Here is a 16,618-nt window from a genome sequence, read left to right as displayed (position 1 = left end):
TATCATATGTTAGAATAAGTAGGAGTTTTTATGAACTATTCTATGGATAAGAAGGCTGGAAGAATGATGTATTGTATGAGTGTAAGCCATAAAAAGGCTTCTGTGAATATCCGGGAACGATTTGCCTTCCATGAAAAAGAGAAGACAGAATTTATTGAACGGCTGATGAGGAAGGAGGCGGTGACCGGTGTGGTTGTGCTTTGTACCTGTAACCGCAGTGAGATTTATGTTTCAGGTACAAAGCATGCAATCGGGGAGCTTCAGCGGGAGGCTGCTGATTATAAAGGAATCCGTCTGGAGGAGCTGCTGAAATACCTGAATATATTCAGCGGGGAAAGCGCCATAGGGCATTTGTTTAAAGTGGCCTGCGGGTTCGATTCCATGGTTCTGGGGGAAGATGAGATTTTAGGGCAGGCAAAGGAGGCCTATCAGATTTCCAGAGACCAGGGAGCTGTGGATTACGAAATGAATGTGCTGTTCCAAAGGGCGTTTGCCTGTGCCAAACGGATCAAGACAGATACCAATTTATCCAGAACTCCTTTATCCGTTGCAACCCTTGTAGCCAATGAGGTGTTTCGCTTTGAAAAAGAGGGCGGGGAAAAGAATGTGATGGTGATCGGCATGACCGGTAAAATGGGGAGTACGATAACAAAGAATATTTTAAGCAAGCAGGGGATTTGGGTGACAGGAACGGTCAGAAGCCATAAATCGGATCTGACCGTAGAGGCAAAGGGAGAACGGGTGAGGGTCGTGGATTACAGGGACCGCTATCAGTACATGGAAGAGATGGATATTGTCATCAGTGCTACTTCGGGACCTCACTATACCGTAACCTGTGAAGAGCTGTCAGAGCAGATAAGCCCGGAAAAAAAACGGCTGTTCATGGATGTGGCGGTTCCCGTGGACATGGACCCTGAGATTGGGGAATTGGATCGGCTGACCCTTTATAACATTGATTATTTTGAGACACTTTCAAAAAACAACACGGAAATAAAGCTAAAAGAGCTGGACCGGGCAAACGCCATCATGGAAGAGGAACTGGATGGGGCCATTAAGGAAGTGGTGTTCCATCCATATATCAAGAGAATGGAAGGGCTTAGGAAAGCATTTGCAGGAAAACGGCTGGATACCCTTCTCTATGAGATCAGGGACCATGTTCCCAGTGAGGACTTAAAGGTGGTGCTTAAAACGCTGGATGGCCTGGAACGCTGGATTAAGGAGGAATGACCGTGGCTTACTTTCCGTTTTTTGTTGATATTGAGGGGAAAAGGTGTCTGATTGCAGGCGGAGGAACGGTTGCCTTCCGAAAGGCCCTGACACTCATGGATTACGGTCCGGACATTGTGATCGTGGCTCCCCGGGTGATTCCGGAGATGGAGCGGCTCATAAAGGAGAGCAGGGGGAAACTCACATGGAGGCGCCGGGAGGTTAAGGAAACGGATCTGGCAACTATGGATTTTGTAATAGCCGGAACCTCGGATGAAGAAGTAAACAGGAGAATTTCCAACTGGTGCAGAGAGCGGAGGATTCCGGTCAATGTGGCGGATCAGCAGGAGGAATGCAGCTTTATTTTCCCGGCCCTTATTAAGGATGGGGATATTACGGTGGGGATTTCCACGGGAGGAAATTCTCCGGCCCTTGCCCGGTATTTGAAAAAGCAGCTGAAAGATGCCATTCCCAAGGGACTTGGCAGTCTGGCAAAGCAGCTTGGCTCATATAGGGATATGGTCAGGGAAAAGGTGGATTCCCTTCCTGTCAGAAGATCAATTTTCAGAGCCATGACAGAGGAAGGGATCCGCCAGGGTGGTTTTTCCGGGGAACAGGCTGAAGAACTGATAGAAAGGATGCTGGCGGAGCATGAAAAGTAAGACCATTCGCATTGGAACAAGAAGAAGCGCTTTGGCCGTGGCACAGGCGAACATAATGGCTGAGGCCCTTGAAAGGACAGGTACTGGCCTGTCAGCGGAACTGGTGCTGAAACTGACGGAAGGAGACCGGATCCTGGATAAACCTCTTTTGGAATTTGGTGGAAAAGGCGTATTTGTGACCGAATTTGAACAGGCCCTTTTAAGGGGAGAGATTGATTTCGCAGTCCACAGCGCAAAGGATCTTCCCATGGAGCTGGAAGAAGGCCTTGGAATTGTTGCAGTTTTGGAAAGGGAAGATCCCAGGGATGTTCTGGTGACGCCGGCATCCGGTATTCTTTCCGGAAAAAGGGAAATCATAATCGGAACATCCAGCTTAAGAAGAAAGATTCAGATTGAGGAAATCGGTAAGACCATGTGGCCGGAGGCATTGGTACGCTGTGAGAATTTAAGAGGCAATGTGCTCACCAGACTTTCAAAGCTCATGGAAGGCTCTTATGATGGCATCATACTGGCTGCTGCCGGGTTAAAACGGCTGGGGCTTTGGGAGGACAGCCGGTATCATTATCATTGCTTTGATTGTGATACCTTTATTCCGGCTGGAGGCCAGGGAATACTTGCCGTGGAAGGACGGCTGGATTCCGGGCTTGAGGCGGTGGTAAAATCTCTTGAGGATGAGGAAGCCAGGCTGTGCCTGACTATGGAACGAAAGATTTTAAAGCTGTTAAATGCCGGATGCCATGAGCCTATAGGTGTTTATTCCAGGCTTAAAAACGGGGAAATAGAGATTCTTGGAATCAGCAGAAGAGGAGAAGAAGCAAAACGGATCCATCTGCGCGGAGGAATAGGGGAACTGGACAGGCTGGCCCTGCTGGCAGCAGAGAGCCTTGGGTAAAAGGAGGATGCTATGAAGGAAACTGGAGTTGTATATCTGGTAGGGGCCGGTCCCGGAGATCCGGGGCTTATTACGGAAAAGGGGTTGTCAAGGCTGCGGACCTGTGAAGCTGTTGTTTATGATTCCCTTCTTTCTCCGCGTCTCCTTGATGAGGTACCGGCCCATTGCCGGAAGATCCATGTGGGAAAACGCGCCGGGCATCATTCCATGAAGCAGGAGGAGATCAATCAGCTTCTGGTAGAGCTGGCAGAGAAAGGACTATCCGTGGTAAGGCTAAAGGGTGGGGATCCCTTTGTGTTTGGACGGGGAGGAGAGGAGATCATGGCACTTACTAAGGCAGGGATCCCTTATGAGGTAGTTTCGGGAGTTACCTCTGCGGTTGCAGCCCTGGCTAGTGCCGGGATCCCGGTGACCCACCGGGCGGTCAGCAGAAGCTTTCATGTCATGACCGGACACACTCTTTCAGAAAAAGGAGCGCTTCCTCCTGATTTTGCTGAATTTGCGGGACTTTCCGGTACATTGGTTTTTCTTATGGGACTTGGAAACTTATCCCTTATCGTAAAGGGCCTTTTAAACCGGGGAAAACCAGGGGTGACACCTGCTGCGGTCATTCAAAACGGAACTCTTCCGGAAGAAAGGACCGTTCGTGGAACCTTGGAGGATATCGAGGAAAAGGTGCTGGCGGCTGGAATCGAAAGTCCTGCCATTATTGTGGTGGGAGAAGTGGCCTCCCTTGATTTTTCTTCTACGTTGAAGCATCCCCTGGAGGGGTGCAGGATCGGAGTGACAGGAACAGATTCCTTTACGGTCAGGCTGGGTAAACAGATCAAATCTCTCGGAGGGGATTGGGAATGCATGCTGAGCCTTATCATAAAGTCCCACCGAAAGGACGGGAAAATGAAGGCAGCATATGAAAAGCTGCCATCCTACACCTGGATCGTATTTACCAGTGCCAATGGAGTTAAGGAATTTTTCCGTGGACTATTGGAATGGGGGTATGATTTCCGGTCGGTGGGCCATGTGAAATTTGCTGCGGTCGGAAGAGGAACTGCCGATGAATTGCTGGGGCATGGCTTTTGTGCTGATTACATACCAAAAAAATATCAGGTGCAGGATCTTGCGGCAGGCTTAAAAGGCTTAATTACCGGGGAGGACAGGCTTTTGATCCCCAGATCCTCAGGCGGCTCTAAGGAATTAAATGAGATTCTTGATGAAGCCGGGGCCTTTTATCATGACATTGTGCTGTATGATGTGGCCCCAGCAGGCCTGGAGACAGAAAACAGGGCGGAAGCATTAAGGCATTTGGACTATCTGACCTTTTCAAGCGCATCCGGTGTGGAAGCCTTTTTTAAGGAAGCAGAGGAGGGGATTGAGGAAGCTCTGGCAGGCCTTAAAGTGGTCTGTATCGGGGATATAACAGCAAAAGCCCTTTCAGAGCACGGAAGAAAGGCAGATATGATTGCCGGGGTTTACAGCATCCAGGGGATAACGGAAGTCATCTGCCGGGATTGGAACGAAGAAAGGAGTCAGTTAAAATGAAAATAGAAGAATCCAAAGTATTATTTGAAAAATCAAGGGAGTATTTTCCGGGCGGAGTCAACAGCCCGGTCCGCGCTTTTGGTTCCGTAGGGGGAGTTCCGGTCTTTGTAAAGCGGGCGTCAGGTTCCCATATTTACGATGAGGACGGAAACGAATACATTGATTATGTAAATTCCTGGGGGCCGTGTATTCTTGGACATGCCTGGGGGCCTGTGGTGGAAGCCGTAAGAGAGGCCTGTCTTGACGGTCTGTCCTTTGGAGCGCCAACCAGAAAAGAGCTGGTGCTGGGGGGGCTTATCAGGGAGTGTATGCCTTCTATGGAGATGATGCGTATGGTAAGCTCCGGAACGGAAGCGGTCATGAGCGCCATCCGCGCCGCAAGAGGCTATACGGGAAGAGATAAGATCATCAAATTCAAGGGCTGCTATCATGGCCATTCCGATGGCCTGTTAGTAAAGGCAGGTTCCGGAGCCCTGACAGGCAGTGCACCGGACAGCGCCGGTGTTCCGGCTTCCTATACGGAACATACCCTCCTTGCCCAGTATAATGATGAGTCTTCTGTAAAAAAGCTGTTTTCAGAATATCCAGATGATATCGGTGCATTGGTGGTGGAGCCGGTGGCAGCAAACATGGGGCTTGTCCCTCCAAAGCCTGGTTTCCTGGAGTTTTTAAGGGATATCACAGCAAAGTATGGAACACTTCTCATTTTCGACGAGGTCATAACCGGCTTTCGCATGGGGCTTGGAGGAGCACAAGGATATTATGGGGTTGTTCCTGATTTAACGACATTGGGAAAAATTGCCGGAGGCGGTATGCCCATGGGAGTCTATGGAGGAAAGCGGGAGATCATGGAGGTGGTTTCTCCTCTTGGAAGGGTTTACCAGGCAGGCACTCTTTCCGGCAATCCGGTTGCAACAGCGGCTGGAATTGCCACCATTAGGGCTTTGATGGAACGGCCGGAAATCTATCCAACCCTGGAAGAAAGAGCGGGAAGACTTGTAAAGTCCTTAAGGGAAGCCCTTCCGGATACCTGGGTGAATCAGGCAGGCTCCCTTTTCAGCCTGTTCTTCACAAAAAATCCGGTGGTGGACTATGATACGGCTTTGGCCTCTGATACGGTCAAATATGGAATATTTTTCCACTATCTGTTAGACCATGGAATTTATACGGCACCTTCCCAATTTGAGATCCTGTTTTTGTCTGCGGCTCATACGGATGAGGACATTGAAAAAACATGCGGCATCATAAAGAAAGCAGCCGGATCTCTGTCATAAGACAACGGAAAAAAGCTTTGGTACAGCTGGTAAACAGCGGTTCCAAAGCTTTTTTCTTGGTTTTTTGACCAGATAATTGTGAACTTTGCCATATAGATTCTAAAAGTTACATAAATTGTATTAACATTTCCCGCAATCTATTGATAAATAATCCGGTTTGGTATATTTTAATGTCATAGGAGGCTGAATGTATGGACTATTTGGTTGTGTATACAAGTAATACCGGAAATACCCAGAAGGTTGCCATGAGAATTTTTGAAACGCTTCCCGGAAAATCTAAGGATATTGTCAGCCTGGAGGAGCTTCACGGAGAAGAAGCAGATACGTATTTTGTAGGGTTCTGGAACAACCGGGGAACCTGCAAAACAGAAGTGCTTGACTTTCTTTCCGATTTACATGGCAAACGGGTGGCCCTGTTCGGAACTTGCGGGCTTTCCGGAAACAAAGAATATTATAAGCAGGTGGAAAAGCAGGTTGCTGTTTTTCTGCCGGATGATAACGAATATCTAGGATGCTTTTTGTGCGGAGGAAAGATGGCTCCCCAGATCCTTGAAAAGTACAGGCAGATGCAGGCAATTCATGATACTCCCCAGATCAGGACCTTAATATCTGCATATGAGGATGGCATGCTTCATCCCAACCAACAGGATTTTAAAGACGCGGAGGAATTCGTGAAATCGGTACTCAAGGAGTAACGGAAGAAAAAAGGAGGAGTTTTATGGGTTTGAAAGATGACGGTAATTCACAGAAAAATCCGAAAAGACCATTTATATATTATTACGCAATCGTATTGTTAGTCATGATTGTGTTCAATGCTATGACGGTTCCATGGCTGCAGTCAAAAACCGTTAACGAGGTTCCATACAGTACATTTCTGGAAATGGTTGACCAGGGGAAGGTACAGGCGGTGGCAAAGACGGAAACCGAGATCCAGTTTAAATCCGACACCGGTAAAAAGGATTGGGAAGGCAAGCCTGTGTACGATGTGTATAAGACCGGGTTATGGCCCGATGAAACCCTGACGGAACGGCTCCTTGCCCATAACGTTTCCTTTGAAAAGGCCATTGTGAAGCAGATGTCTCCCCTGCTTTCCTTTCTGCTTACCTGGATCATTCCCATTCTGATCTTTGTATTCCTGGGAAATTTTTTATCCGGGCAGATGCAAAAGAAGATGGGCGGCGGCAATGCCATGACCTTTGGAAAATCAAATCCCAAAATCTATGCGGAATCTGAAACAGGAAAAACCTTCCGGGATGTAGCCGGACAGGAGGAGGCAAAGGAAGCGTTAAAGGAGATCGTGGATTTCCTTCATAATCCACAGAAGTATGCAGATATCGGAGCGTCTCTACCCAAGGGTGCCTTGCTGGTAGGCCCTCCGGGAACCGGTAAGACACTGCTTGCCAAGGCGGTGGCCGGGGAAGCCCATGTACCGTTTTTCTCCATATCCGGTTCGGAATTTGTGGAAATGTTTGTTGGTATGGGTGCTGCAAAGGTCAGGGACTTATTTAAGCAGGCCGGTGAGAAAGCTCCCTGTATTGTGTTCATCGATGAAATTGATACCATAGGAAAGAAACGAGATGGGGGCGGCTTTACCGGAAATGATGAGAGAGAGCAGACCTTAAACCAGCTTTTGGCTGAAATGGATGGGTTTGACGGAAGAAAAGGGGTTGTGATACTGGCAGCCACCAACCGTCCGGATTCCCTGGATAAGGCACTTTTAAGACCGGGCCGTTTTGACCGCAGGATACCTGTGGAGCTTCCCGACTTAATCGGGCGGGAGGCCATATTAAAGGTTCACGGCAAAAATGTGAAACTGTCCGATGATGTGGATTTTCACGGAGTGGCTCTTGCCACTGCCGGATCCAGTGGAGCGGAGCTTGCCAATATTATCAATGAGGCGGCCCTTCGGGCAGTCCGCATGGGCAGGAAGACTGTGACCCAGAGAGACCTGGAAGAAAGCGTGGAGGTCGTGATTGCCGGATACCAGAAAAAGGACTCTTCTGTCAGCAGCAGGGAAAGGAAGATCATTGCTTATCACGAGGTTGGGCACGCTCTGGTGGCTGCATGTCAGAACCATTCGGCTCCGGTCCATAAGATCACCATTATCCCAAGAACATCCGGTGCGCTTGGCTATACCATGCAGGTGGATGAGGAAGAACGTTATCTTCTGACAAAGGAGGCTGCATTAAGCAAGATCGCTACCTTTACTGGAGGAAGGGCGGCAGAAGAGCTGATATTTCAAACGGTTACCAGCGGAGCTGCCAATGACATTGAACAGGCTACCAGAATCGCCAGGGCTATGGTAACCCGTTACGGCATGAGCGACGAATTTGACATGGTGGCTCTTGAAACTGTGACCAACCAGTATCTGGGCGGAGACACCACGCTTGCCTGTTCCCCGGAAACCGCGAAGCGGATTGATGACGCTGTGATCAGAATCGTAAAGGAGCAGCATCAGAAAGCTCTGAATATACTAAAGGACAATGAAACCAGGCTTCATGAGATTGCGAAATATCTTCTGGAACGGGAAACCATTACAGGGGAAGAGTTTATGAAGATCGCCGGATTTGATTTAGCGGAAGCTCAAGAGAGCTGACGGGTGCTGTAAGTAATTCATAATTAATTGTAAATATGTTCCAAAAAATGCTGAAATATCGTTTTACATTTTGGTAAATTATGGTATAATTCCCATAAAGCTTGTAACAACAGAGGGGGATTATGCGATGAAGGAACAGATTTTCAGAAAATGGAGGAATCGTGATTCAGGATACAAGGGAACATCATGGCTGACGAAGATGGGGATAGGGAAACACCATCTTTCAACCAGGATTGCATGTATCGCAGGGATTTTGCTGGTGGTGGTTTTTGCAGCTTTAATTGGGATTACCTCAAGAATGACAAAAAGTGTCATGAAACAGTCTGCTTTCAGGGAGTTAAAAACTCTGGCATCTGAGAATGGAAAAGTGATCCAGCAGACGCTGGATGAGGCAAGTCAGGTTTCAGAGAATATTACTTATTATCTGGAGAATTCTGCTGCTAACAGAAAGGTTCTCCAGGGGCTGAGAATCAAATCAGGCCCATCGGCCGAGCCTCTTTATAAGAGCCAGATATTTGACAGTGTTACCCTGGACAGCTATGGCATGAAGATGGAGGACTACATGCTGACCACTATAAAGTCCTCTGTTCTCTATTCCCAGGATATTGTAGGGGTCGGCATCCTGTTTGAGCAGTATGCCATGAGTTCGGCGGCCAGAAGCTACGGATTGTATGCAGGCAAGGATGGAACGGTTAGGGACTGCGGTCTTTATGAGGATTATTCTACTGCAGATTACTTTGTAAAGGCGATGGAACAAAAGGCTCAGGTCATTACGCTCCCCTATGAATCAAATGGGATGATGATCATTACCATGGCAATGCCTGTGATTGTTAACGACAGAGTGCTGTGCGTGGTTGCAGTGGATGTTGGGCTGGACCGGTTCAGCCAGATAAAGACGGCTGGTTCTTCCTATCCCAGCATGCAGACCTTTATTTTAAATGAATCAGGTACCATTATTTCAGAAAGCACAGGCAGCGGGCTTGTGGGTACCGGTGTTTCTGATTTTGTAAACAGCAAATCGTGCAAGGAAGAAATAACTTCAGGAATCTCGTCAGGTTCTGACTTTTATACCGTAGATGCAGGAAAAAAAGGGGATACATATTATTTCTTTGAACCGATCCAGCTAAAAGGGTCCAACTGGTATTCCGTCACAGCGGTGGAAGCCGGAGATATGAACCGGGAAGCAAACCGGATGTCTTCCTTAATGGCCGTGATTTCCATCATTGCCATGGTTGTTATTCTATTCATTATAACCGTTGTCATAACAAGGCAGTTAAAACCCATCCTTAAGATCGTAACGGCTGCCGGGAAGATCGCGGAAGGAAATCTGGACGTCTGTGTTGATGTGGAATCCAATGACGAAATTGGTCTTGTAGCGTCTTCCTTTGAACGAATGACGGTAAATTTAAAAGAGGTCATTGACCGGATATCCTTTGCTTTAAAGGAGGTTGCGGACAACCATCTGGATTTTGACGTGGAGCTGGGTCTTAAGGGAGATTTTTCCCAGCTTGAAGCAGCGGTCAAGCAGATTGTCAAGAATTTAAATGCAGTTATGAATGATGTCAATCAGGCGGCCTCCCAGGTTGCCGTAAGCTCCGGACAGGTTGCAAGCGGTTCCCAGCTTCTGGCAAACGGTGCAGAGGAGCAGGAAAAGACTGTTGACATGCTGTCCGGATCCATCAGCCAGGTAGCGGATAAGGTGAAACGTTTGGCAGATAAGGCAGGCGAGGTTTCTATGCAGGTGCAGCAGACCGGAACTGAGGTGGTAAGCTGTGATATGTCCATGCAGAACCTTTCCAATGCCATGAATGAGATTCATGCTTCCTCCGGAGAGATTGGAAAGATCATAAAGGTAATTGAAGATATTGCGTTTCAGACCAATATACTTGCTTTAAATGCGGCAATTGAGGCAGCCAGGGCAGGGGAATCCGGAAGGGGATTTGCAGTGGTTGCCGGTGAGGTACGGAATCTGGCGGCTAAAAGCTCAGAAGCAGCAAAAAACACCACAGCCTTAATCAGGGATTCCATAAATGCGGTGGAAAAGGGCAATGAGATACTGGCTGAAACCGTACAATCCATGATGAAGGTACTGGAGGACTCCGCCCTGGCAGTTGACTCCGTAGATTCCATTTCGGCAATAGCAGCCCAGGAAGCAAAATCAGTGGAAGAGGTGACAAAGGAGCTTGGAAGGATCTCCTCCGTAGTACAGAACAATGCAGCAGCAGCAGAAGAGAGCGCGGCCTCCAGCGAGGAATTATCCCAGCAGGCCCAGCTTCTGCGTGAACTGGTACTAAGCTTCCGTCTGAGAGAGAGCTGAAAAGGTATTCAAATTAATATATACAGTGAAAACAGAGTTGAGAAGCAGATGTCTTAGCTCTGTTTTTTGCTTAGGAATGGTAAAAATATATAAGATTCCGATAGAATTTAAAAATAAATTTTATTACAATACGATATAAATGAATATAAAATCTAAATAATTATATACAATTTGAAAATTAACAAATAATGAAATGAAAACATTGAAAAAGTATTGACAACATAAAGCTTGTACGCTATAATAAAGTCATAACAAAAAGAAATACAAAAGATAACCAAATCCAACGAAAGGAGGTACACTCCACCAGAAAGAGAAGTCTGGCTTCATTCATGAAAAAATGAAGCAAAAGGAAAACCAATCTGCCGATGTTAAAAACCTATCGAAGGAGAGCTCATGAAAAGTGATGAGAGGAATTGATTGTATTCATGGCCGGATTAACTGTATGAGATTCCAAACGTGGAACAAAGAAAATTTTGTAACACCGTAAGAGAGAAAACAGTAAGGAATGATAGAAGTTCATGAATCTGGTGTATAACAACGGGGAGCGGAAAAATTAATATAGATCATGTGAATGATATGTACCATGTACAAGGAAGTAAACATGAGAGAAACGAGGTATTAAGACCATTGGATGAGATAATATAGAAACGGGTATCGATTGTAGTTTTTTCATCGGTATCCGTTTCTATCTGTGTTTTATCATTCAATTCCTTCCAAATCAAAGGGCGGCGTGTATTCTTCCTTTGCGCTGCTTTTTTCCTGCATAAAACCCTGATCCAACCCAAGTCGGATGGCTTCATCCACCACTTTCCCATATTCATATGAAGTAATTCTCCGGTTGATTTCCGGAAAGTTTCCGCTTTTATAGAATGGAGTATATTGGCTCATAAGGCTGATGTAATACATTCCCTCCGGCAGTGTTTCCTTCATCCAGTGAAGAAGACGGATGGAATCTTCTTTTGCACCCGGAAGCACCATATGGCGTATGATGACGCCTTTTTTCATAATATCACCATGGGAGTCAAACTGGGGGGCTCCTGTCTGGAGGATCATTTGTTTAATAGCTTTAGAGGCCGCTTCAAAATAGCCGGGCGCCTTACTGTAGCGGGAGGAAAGCTCCGTGCTGAAATATTTTAAATCAGGAAGCCAGATATCGACATAGGAGGACAGTTCCTTTACGATTTCTTCCGATTCATATCCCCCGCAATTATAGACCACGGGGATGAATAGACTGGATTTTATAAGATCCAGGGCTTCCAGGATGGAAGGAAGATACTGGGTGGCAGTGACCAGGTTAATGTTATGGGCCCCTTTCTCCTGAAGCCTTAAAAAGATATGGGAAAGCTCCTTGCTTGTAATTTCTCTTCCAAAATTCTCCTGGCTGATGGAATAGTTCTGGCAAAAACAGCAGCCAAGTGTACAGCCGGAGAAAAAGACGGTACCGCTCCCCCTGGTGCCGCTGATGCATGGCTCCTCCCAGTGGTGGAGAGCGGCACGTGCGGCTTTTACAGTATGGCCGCATCCACAATACCCGGTGTTTGCATAGCGGTTGACCCTGCAGTTTCTGGGACAGAGACAGCAGGATTCATAGATATGGGTAAGATTCATATGATTAACTCCTGATTTTTTACTTGCAACGGGCCGGACGGATATACCAGCCTGTTCCTTGGACGGCTGCCAGATTAATAAGTAACTGTCGGATGTTTTCTTAACGTTGACAAAGTAACTTTTGTGCATTAATATAGTAAACAATACGCAGAAAAAATGCAAGATAAAGATGATACATAAAGGAACGATGAGGATGAGAGAAACGAAAAAAATGGCGGCACTCCGCTATGCATTTCCTAAAACAATGCCTGTTATGGCAGGTTATCTGGTTTTAGGAGCAGCATACGGAATACTAATGAATGTCAACGGAAACGGGATCTGGTGGGCTCTTCTCATCAGTGTGTTTGTTTATGCAGGCAGCCTGCAGTATCTTGGAATCACGTTTTTTGCGGCAGCAGTGAATCCGTGGTACGCTTTTTTTATGTCCTTGATGCTCAATGCCAGACATTTGTTTTACGGGCTTTCCATGCTGGACAAATATAAGGCTGCGGGAAAGCTGAAGCCCTATCTGGTATTTGCCCTGACAGATGAAACGTTTTCCGTATTGTGCAATGAAGAGGTGCCGGAAGGACTTCCAAAAGACTGGGTGTATTTTTTTGTTTCCATCCTGGATCAGATTTACTGGGTAACAGGGGCTGTGATCGGAGCCTTAGCCGGGAGCATGATACGCTTTAATACGGCGGGAATGGATTTTGCCCTGACGGCTCTTTTTGTGGTGATTTTTATTGACCAGTGGAAATCAGGAAAGGGACGCCCTGCCGCCTGCGTAGGCGTGGGGGCTTCTGTTCTTTGCGTGGCAGTCCTTGGCCAGAGCGTTTTCATCATACCTGCCATGATCTTAATATTGACCGTTATTACAGCAGGATATTACAGGGAAAAGAAAAAGGAGGAACAGTCATGAATCAGAATTTAACAGCCAACATCCTTCTTGCAGCAGCCATGGTGCTGGCAACCGTCATCACCCGTTTTCTTCCCTTCATTCTGTTTCCGGCGGGGAAAAAGACCCCCAGGTACATCCTCTATCTGGGGCAGACGCTGCCCTATGCAACCATAGGACTTTTGGTGGTTTACTGCTTAAGAGGAATTAAGCTTCTTTTATACCCACACGGACTTCCGGAGATTATCTCCATTGCAGCCATTGCCTGGCTTCATCTGCGGAAGGGGAATCCCCTGTTGAGCATTGGCGTTGGAACCGCTCTTTACATGGTGCTTATTCAGGGAGTGTTTCATTCGTAAAAAGGCAACCGATCAATAACCTTTTGGCAGCACGGCCTGCTCCCGGAATTCTTTGGGAGACAGGCCGAATTCTTTTTTAAAGGCCCGGTAAAAGCTGGTATAATCGGAAAATCCATACTGGTGGTACAGCTCTCCAAAGGGAATCCCGGAAAGTATTCCGTTTTTGCTTGCCTGAAGGCGTTTTTTAATGATGTACTGATGAAGGGAAATCCCCATATTGTCCTTAAATACATGGGAAATGTGATATTTACTGGCATAGAAAAAGGAAGCCAGATGGTCCAGGGAGAGATTTTCCTCCAGATGGTTATTAATATAATCACAAATATTCAGATATAGCGCATTTTCATAAGCGGCCGGGACTTTATGGAGCATGTCATAAGTAATCCTGTTTAACAGTAGCATAAAGGAATGGATCTGCAGCTCGGCATTCAGCATATGGAATGCCTTATTTCCATGGATCTCTTCCAATAAATCCAGCAAACGGCCCTGGATATTCTGGAAAGTAACAAAATCCGTGCGGAAATGGGAATGCCTGCTTTCCTGCACATAGCGGAAACTGTAAGAGAAGTCCTCTGACCAGGAACACATGGTTTCAAAATAGTTCCGGCTGATCCAGAGGACTATGCGCTGGTAGGTTTTTCCGGTTGAATGGAAAACCGGATGGTGCTTCACCTCAGGAGGGATGAGCAGATAATCTCCGTACTGCAATCGATATTGGGTTCCTTCCACCTCATAGGACACATCTCCATTTAAGAAAAAATAGACTTCATAATAGGAGTGGCTATGATCCACCACATGATCCAGATCCAGATCCTTATAAAAAAACACTTCATATTCACCTGAGTTCATATACTGCCTCTGGTTAAAGCCGGTGGACAGTTCTTTTCTCATTTCATAATCCCCTTTCCTGTTTTGCTCATGTCTAATTGGTATTATAGGGCATGACCGCAAGTTTTGCAATGTGAACGGCAATTAAATCCATGGTAAAGAGGTTTCGTTTTGTATATACTGAACCCATAAGACAGGAAAAGAAACCCCTATGATTGGATTGCTAAGGAGGTATTTTATGAAATTATCATTCAGATGGTATGGAGACGATGACAAGGTAACCTTACAGGACATCCGCCAGATTCCGGGTATGTATTCCATTGTAACGGCTGTTTATGATGTCCCTGTGGGAGAGGTGTGGAGCAGGGAAAGCATTGCTCACTTAAAAAAGGAGACAGAGAAGGCAGGGCTGGCTTTTGAAGTGATTGAAAGCATTCCGGTCCATGAGGACATTAAATTAGGAAAGTCTTCCAGAGATAGGTACATTGCTAATTACTGCGAAAACATCAGACGGGTGTCGGAGGCAGGCATTAAGTGCATCTGTTATAACTTCATGCCGGTGTTTGACTGGACCAGAACCCAGCTTGATCATGTACTGGAGGACGGCTCCACATCTCTGGTTTATTATCAGGAACAGGTGGACAAGGTGAATCCTCTGGAAAGCGAAAGCGATCTGACACTTCCCGGCTGGGATTCCAGTTATACAAGGGATGAGTTAAAGCAGGTGGTCAGCGAGTACAATGCCATGTCAGAGGATGATCTTTGGGATCATTTAAAATATTTCCTGGAAGCCATCATACCGGTTGCGGCAGAATGCGGCGTAAACATGGCAATCCATGAGGATGATCCCTGCTGGAGCATTTTTGGTCTTCCTAGAATCATTACCTGCGAGGAGAATTTAGACCGTTTCTTAACGCTTGTGGATGACAAGCACAACGGAATTACTCTTTGTACCGGTTCCTTAGGCTGCTCCAATCAAAATGACGTAGTGAAGATGGCAGCCAAATATGCTGCCATGGGACGGATCCACTTTGTTCATGCAAGAAATGTGGCTGTTTTGGAGAACAACCAGGGCTTTGAAGAACGGGCTCATTTGTCATCATGCGGTTCCCTGGATATGTTTGCAATCTTAAAGGCTCTTCATGACAATGGCTTTGATGGTTATATGCGTCCGGACCACGGCCGCATGATCTGGGGAGAAACAGGCCGGGCCGGTTACGGACTTTATGACCGGGCGCTTGGCGCCACCTATTTAAACGGTCTTTGGGAAGCCATTGAAAAAATGAGCAAATAGGAAAGAGGGGAATCATATGTCATTATCATTTGGAACGGATTTAAGCGGCAAGGTAGCAGTCGTAACAGGAGCAGGCGGTGTATTATGCGGCATGTTTGCAAAAACACTTGCAAAAGCCGGTGCAAAGGTGGCGGTCCTTGATCTAAACGAACATGCGGCAGAGGAAGTTGCAGCCTCCATTCATGAAGCGGGCCAGATGGCAAAGGCTTATAAGGTCAATGTCCTGGAACGGGCAAGTCTTGAAGAGGTCCATGCAAAGGTTTTGGCAGAGCTTGGTCCCTGCGATATCCTGATCAACGGAGCAGGTGGCAATAATGCAAGAGCCAATACGGATAAAGAATATTTTGAAATGGGAGATATTGAGGCAGATACAAAGTCCTTTTTTGACCTGGATCCGTCTGGCGTTGAATTCGTTTTCAACTTGAATTTCCTAGGGACTTTGCTTCCATGCCAGATCTTTGCCAAGGACATGATCGGCAGAGAGGGCTGCAGCATATTAAATATTTCTTCCATGAATGCATTCACCCCTCTTACAAAGATCCCGGCATACAGCGGCGCAAAAGCAGCGATCAGCAACTTTACCCAGTGGCTGGCCGTTCATTTTTCCAGGGTAGGCATCCGGGTAAATGCAATAGCGCCTGGTTTCTTTGTAACCAAGCAGAATGAAAAGCTTCTATTTAATGAAGATGGTACTCCTACACCAAGAACCAACAAGATCCTGTCTGCAACTCCTATGGGACGTTTTGGAGAAGCCGAGGAATTAAACGGCGCCCTGTTATTTTTCTTAAATAATGAGGCAGCAGGCTTTATCACCGGCGTGGTACTGCCTATTGACGGAGGATTTTCCGCTTATTCCGGAGTGTAATGAGCGATAGAGAGCGGAGACGAGCCTGCCCGTAGGCGCGAACGGCGAATGTCGATGAAGAACGCTTGCGTTCATCCTATAATGAGCGAAAGAGAGCGAGGACGAGCCTGCCCGTAGGCGCAAACGGCGAATGAAAACAGTTATAGAATATCAGCCTTTTCCACAGGAGTCCGGCCGGCGGCCGGATCAGGAAGAGGCTGTTTTTCTTTCTGTCCATGATTTGACAGCAGTGGAAAAAAGACATGACATCCAACTAAAATCACTTTTTAGAGAAATTTCGACAAATATTTCTGCCATTTTC

Annotated in this window: 14 protein-coding genes; 12 read left to right on the top strand and 2 right to left on the bottom strand. The window is 46.7% G+C overall.

What is annotated here, in order from left to right:
• The first annotated feature begins 30 nt into the window (after positions 1 to 30).
• From hemA to CLOSA_RS15420, 8 genes are all read left to right on the top strand, one after another.
• On the top strand, positions 31 to 1,227 hold the full coding sequence (gene hemA / locus CLOSA_RS15455) for a glutamyl-tRNA reductase (RefSeq protein WP_013273699.1): 1,197 nt from the start codon (positions 31 to 33) through the stop codon (positions 1,225 to 1,227).
• Entirely contained in the window at positions 1,224 to 1,868 is a 645-nt protein-coding gene (locus CLOSA_RS15450) for a precorrin-2 dehydrogenase/sirohydrochlorin ferrochelatase family protein (protein WP_242647747.1), read from the top strand. The genes hemA and CLOSA_RS15450 overlap by 4 nt, the downstream gene beginning before the upstream one ends.
• A complete protein-coding gene (gene hemC / locus CLOSA_RS15445) occupies positions 1,858 to 2,760 on the top strand; it encodes a hydroxymethylbilane synthase (RefSeq protein ID WP_013273697.1) in 903 nt (300 codons plus the stop codon). The genes CLOSA_RS15450 and hemC overlap by 11 nt, the downstream gene beginning before the upstream one ends.
• Before the next feature lie 12 nt (positions 2,761 to 2,772).
• Entirely contained in the window at positions 2,773 to 4,299 is a 1,527-nt protein-coding gene (gene cobA, locus CLOSA_RS15440) for a uroporphyrinogen-III C-methyltransferase (protein WP_013273696.1), read from the top strand.
• Positions 4,296 to 5,573: a glutamate-1-semialdehyde 2,1-aminomutase gene (hemL, locus tag CLOSA_RS15435; protein ID WP_013273695.1), complete on the top strand. Its 1,278-nt coding sequence runs from the start codon at positions 4,296 to 4,298 to the stop codon at positions 5,571 to 5,573. Before cobA ends, hemL begins: the two co-directional genes overlap by 4 nt.
• Positions 5,574 to 5,764: 191 nt before the next feature.
• Complete coding sequence (gene bilS / locus CLOSA_RS15430) at positions 5,765 to 6,268, top strand: flavodoxin family protein BilS (protein ID WP_013273694.1); 504 nt, start codon at positions 5,765 to 5,767, stop codon at positions 6,266 to 6,268.
• Between the two features lie 23 nt (positions 6,269 to 6,291).
• Entirely contained in the window at positions 6,292 to 8,169 is a 1,878-nt protein-coding gene (ftsH, locus tag CLOSA_RS15425; RefSeq protein ID WP_013273693.1) for an ATP-dependent zinc metalloprotease FtsH, read from the top strand.
• Between the two features lie 127 nt (positions 8,170 to 8,296).
• Positions 8,297 to 10,486 carry a methyl-accepting chemotaxis protein gene (locus CLOSA_RS15420; protein ID WP_013273692.1) on the top strand — a complete coding sequence of 730 codons (2,190 nt, stop codon included), beginning with the start codon at positions 8,297 to 8,299 and terminating at the stop codon, positions 10,484 to 10,486.
• 699 nt (positions 10,487 to 11,185) lie between these two features.
• On the opposite strand, the gene CLOSA_RS15415 is transcribed toward CLOSA_RS15420, so the two are convergent.
• The gene (locus tag CLOSA_RS15415) at positions 11,186 to 12,094 is read right to left on the bottom strand and encodes a radical SAM protein (RefSeq protein ID WP_013273691.1); all 909 of its coding nucleotides are present in this window, start codon (positions 12,092 to 12,094) and stop codon (positions 11,186 to 11,188) included.
• 193 nt (positions 12,095 to 12,287) lie between these two features.
• Here CLOSA_RS15415 and CLOSA_RS15410 point away from each other — a divergent pair, with 193 nt between their 5' ends.
• Both CLOSA_RS15410 and CLOSA_RS15405 read left to right on the top strand, forming a co-directional pair.
• Positions 12,288 to 12,995 carry an AzlC family ABC transporter permease gene (locus tag CLOSA_RS15410; protein WP_013273690.1) on the top strand — a complete coding sequence of 236 codons (708 nt, stop codon included), beginning with the start codon at positions 12,288 to 12,290 and terminating at the stop codon, positions 12,993 to 12,995.
• Positions 12,992 to 13,330, top strand: coding sequence for a branched-chain amino acid transporter permease (locus CLOSA_RS15405; RefSeq protein WP_013273689.1), 339 nt, complete (start codon positions 12,992 to 12,994; stop codon positions 13,328 to 13,330). The genes CLOSA_RS15410 and CLOSA_RS15405 overlap by 4 nt, the downstream gene beginning before the upstream one ends.
• A 12-nt stretch (positions 13,331 to 13,342) precedes the next feature.
• On the opposite strand, the gene CLOSA_RS15400 is transcribed toward CLOSA_RS15405, so the two are convergent.
• A complete protein-coding gene (locus tag CLOSA_RS15400) occupies positions 13,343 to 14,221 on the bottom strand; it encodes an AraC family transcriptional regulator (RefSeq protein ID WP_013273688.1) in 879 nt (292 codons plus the stop codon).
• A gap of 175 nt (positions 14,222 to 14,396) precedes the next feature.
• On the opposite strand from CLOSA_RS15400, the gene uxuA reads away from it, so the two are divergent.
• On the top strand, positions 14,397 to 15,452 hold the full coding sequence (gene uxuA, locus CLOSA_RS15395) for a mannonate dehydratase (protein ID WP_013273687.1): 1,056 nt from the start codon (positions 14,397 to 14,399) through the stop codon (positions 15,450 to 15,452).
• A 16-nt stretch (positions 15,453 to 15,468) separates the two neighbouring features.
• Positions 15,469 to 16,317: an SDR family oxidoreductase gene (locus CLOSA_RS15390; RefSeq protein WP_013273686.1), complete on the top strand. Its 849-nt coding sequence runs from the start codon at positions 15,469 to 15,471 to the stop codon at positions 16,315 to 16,317.
• Positions 16,318 to 16,618: the final 301 nt, after the last annotated feature.

It is taken from the genome of [Clostridium] saccharolyticum WM1 (genome assembly GCF_000144625.1).
In the GTDB taxonomy this organism is placed as follows: Bacteria; Bacillota; Clostridia; order Lachnospirales; family Lachnospiraceae; genus Lacrimispora; species Lacrimispora saccharolytica.
This window is presented reverse-complemented; position numbering and strand designations above follow the sequence as displayed.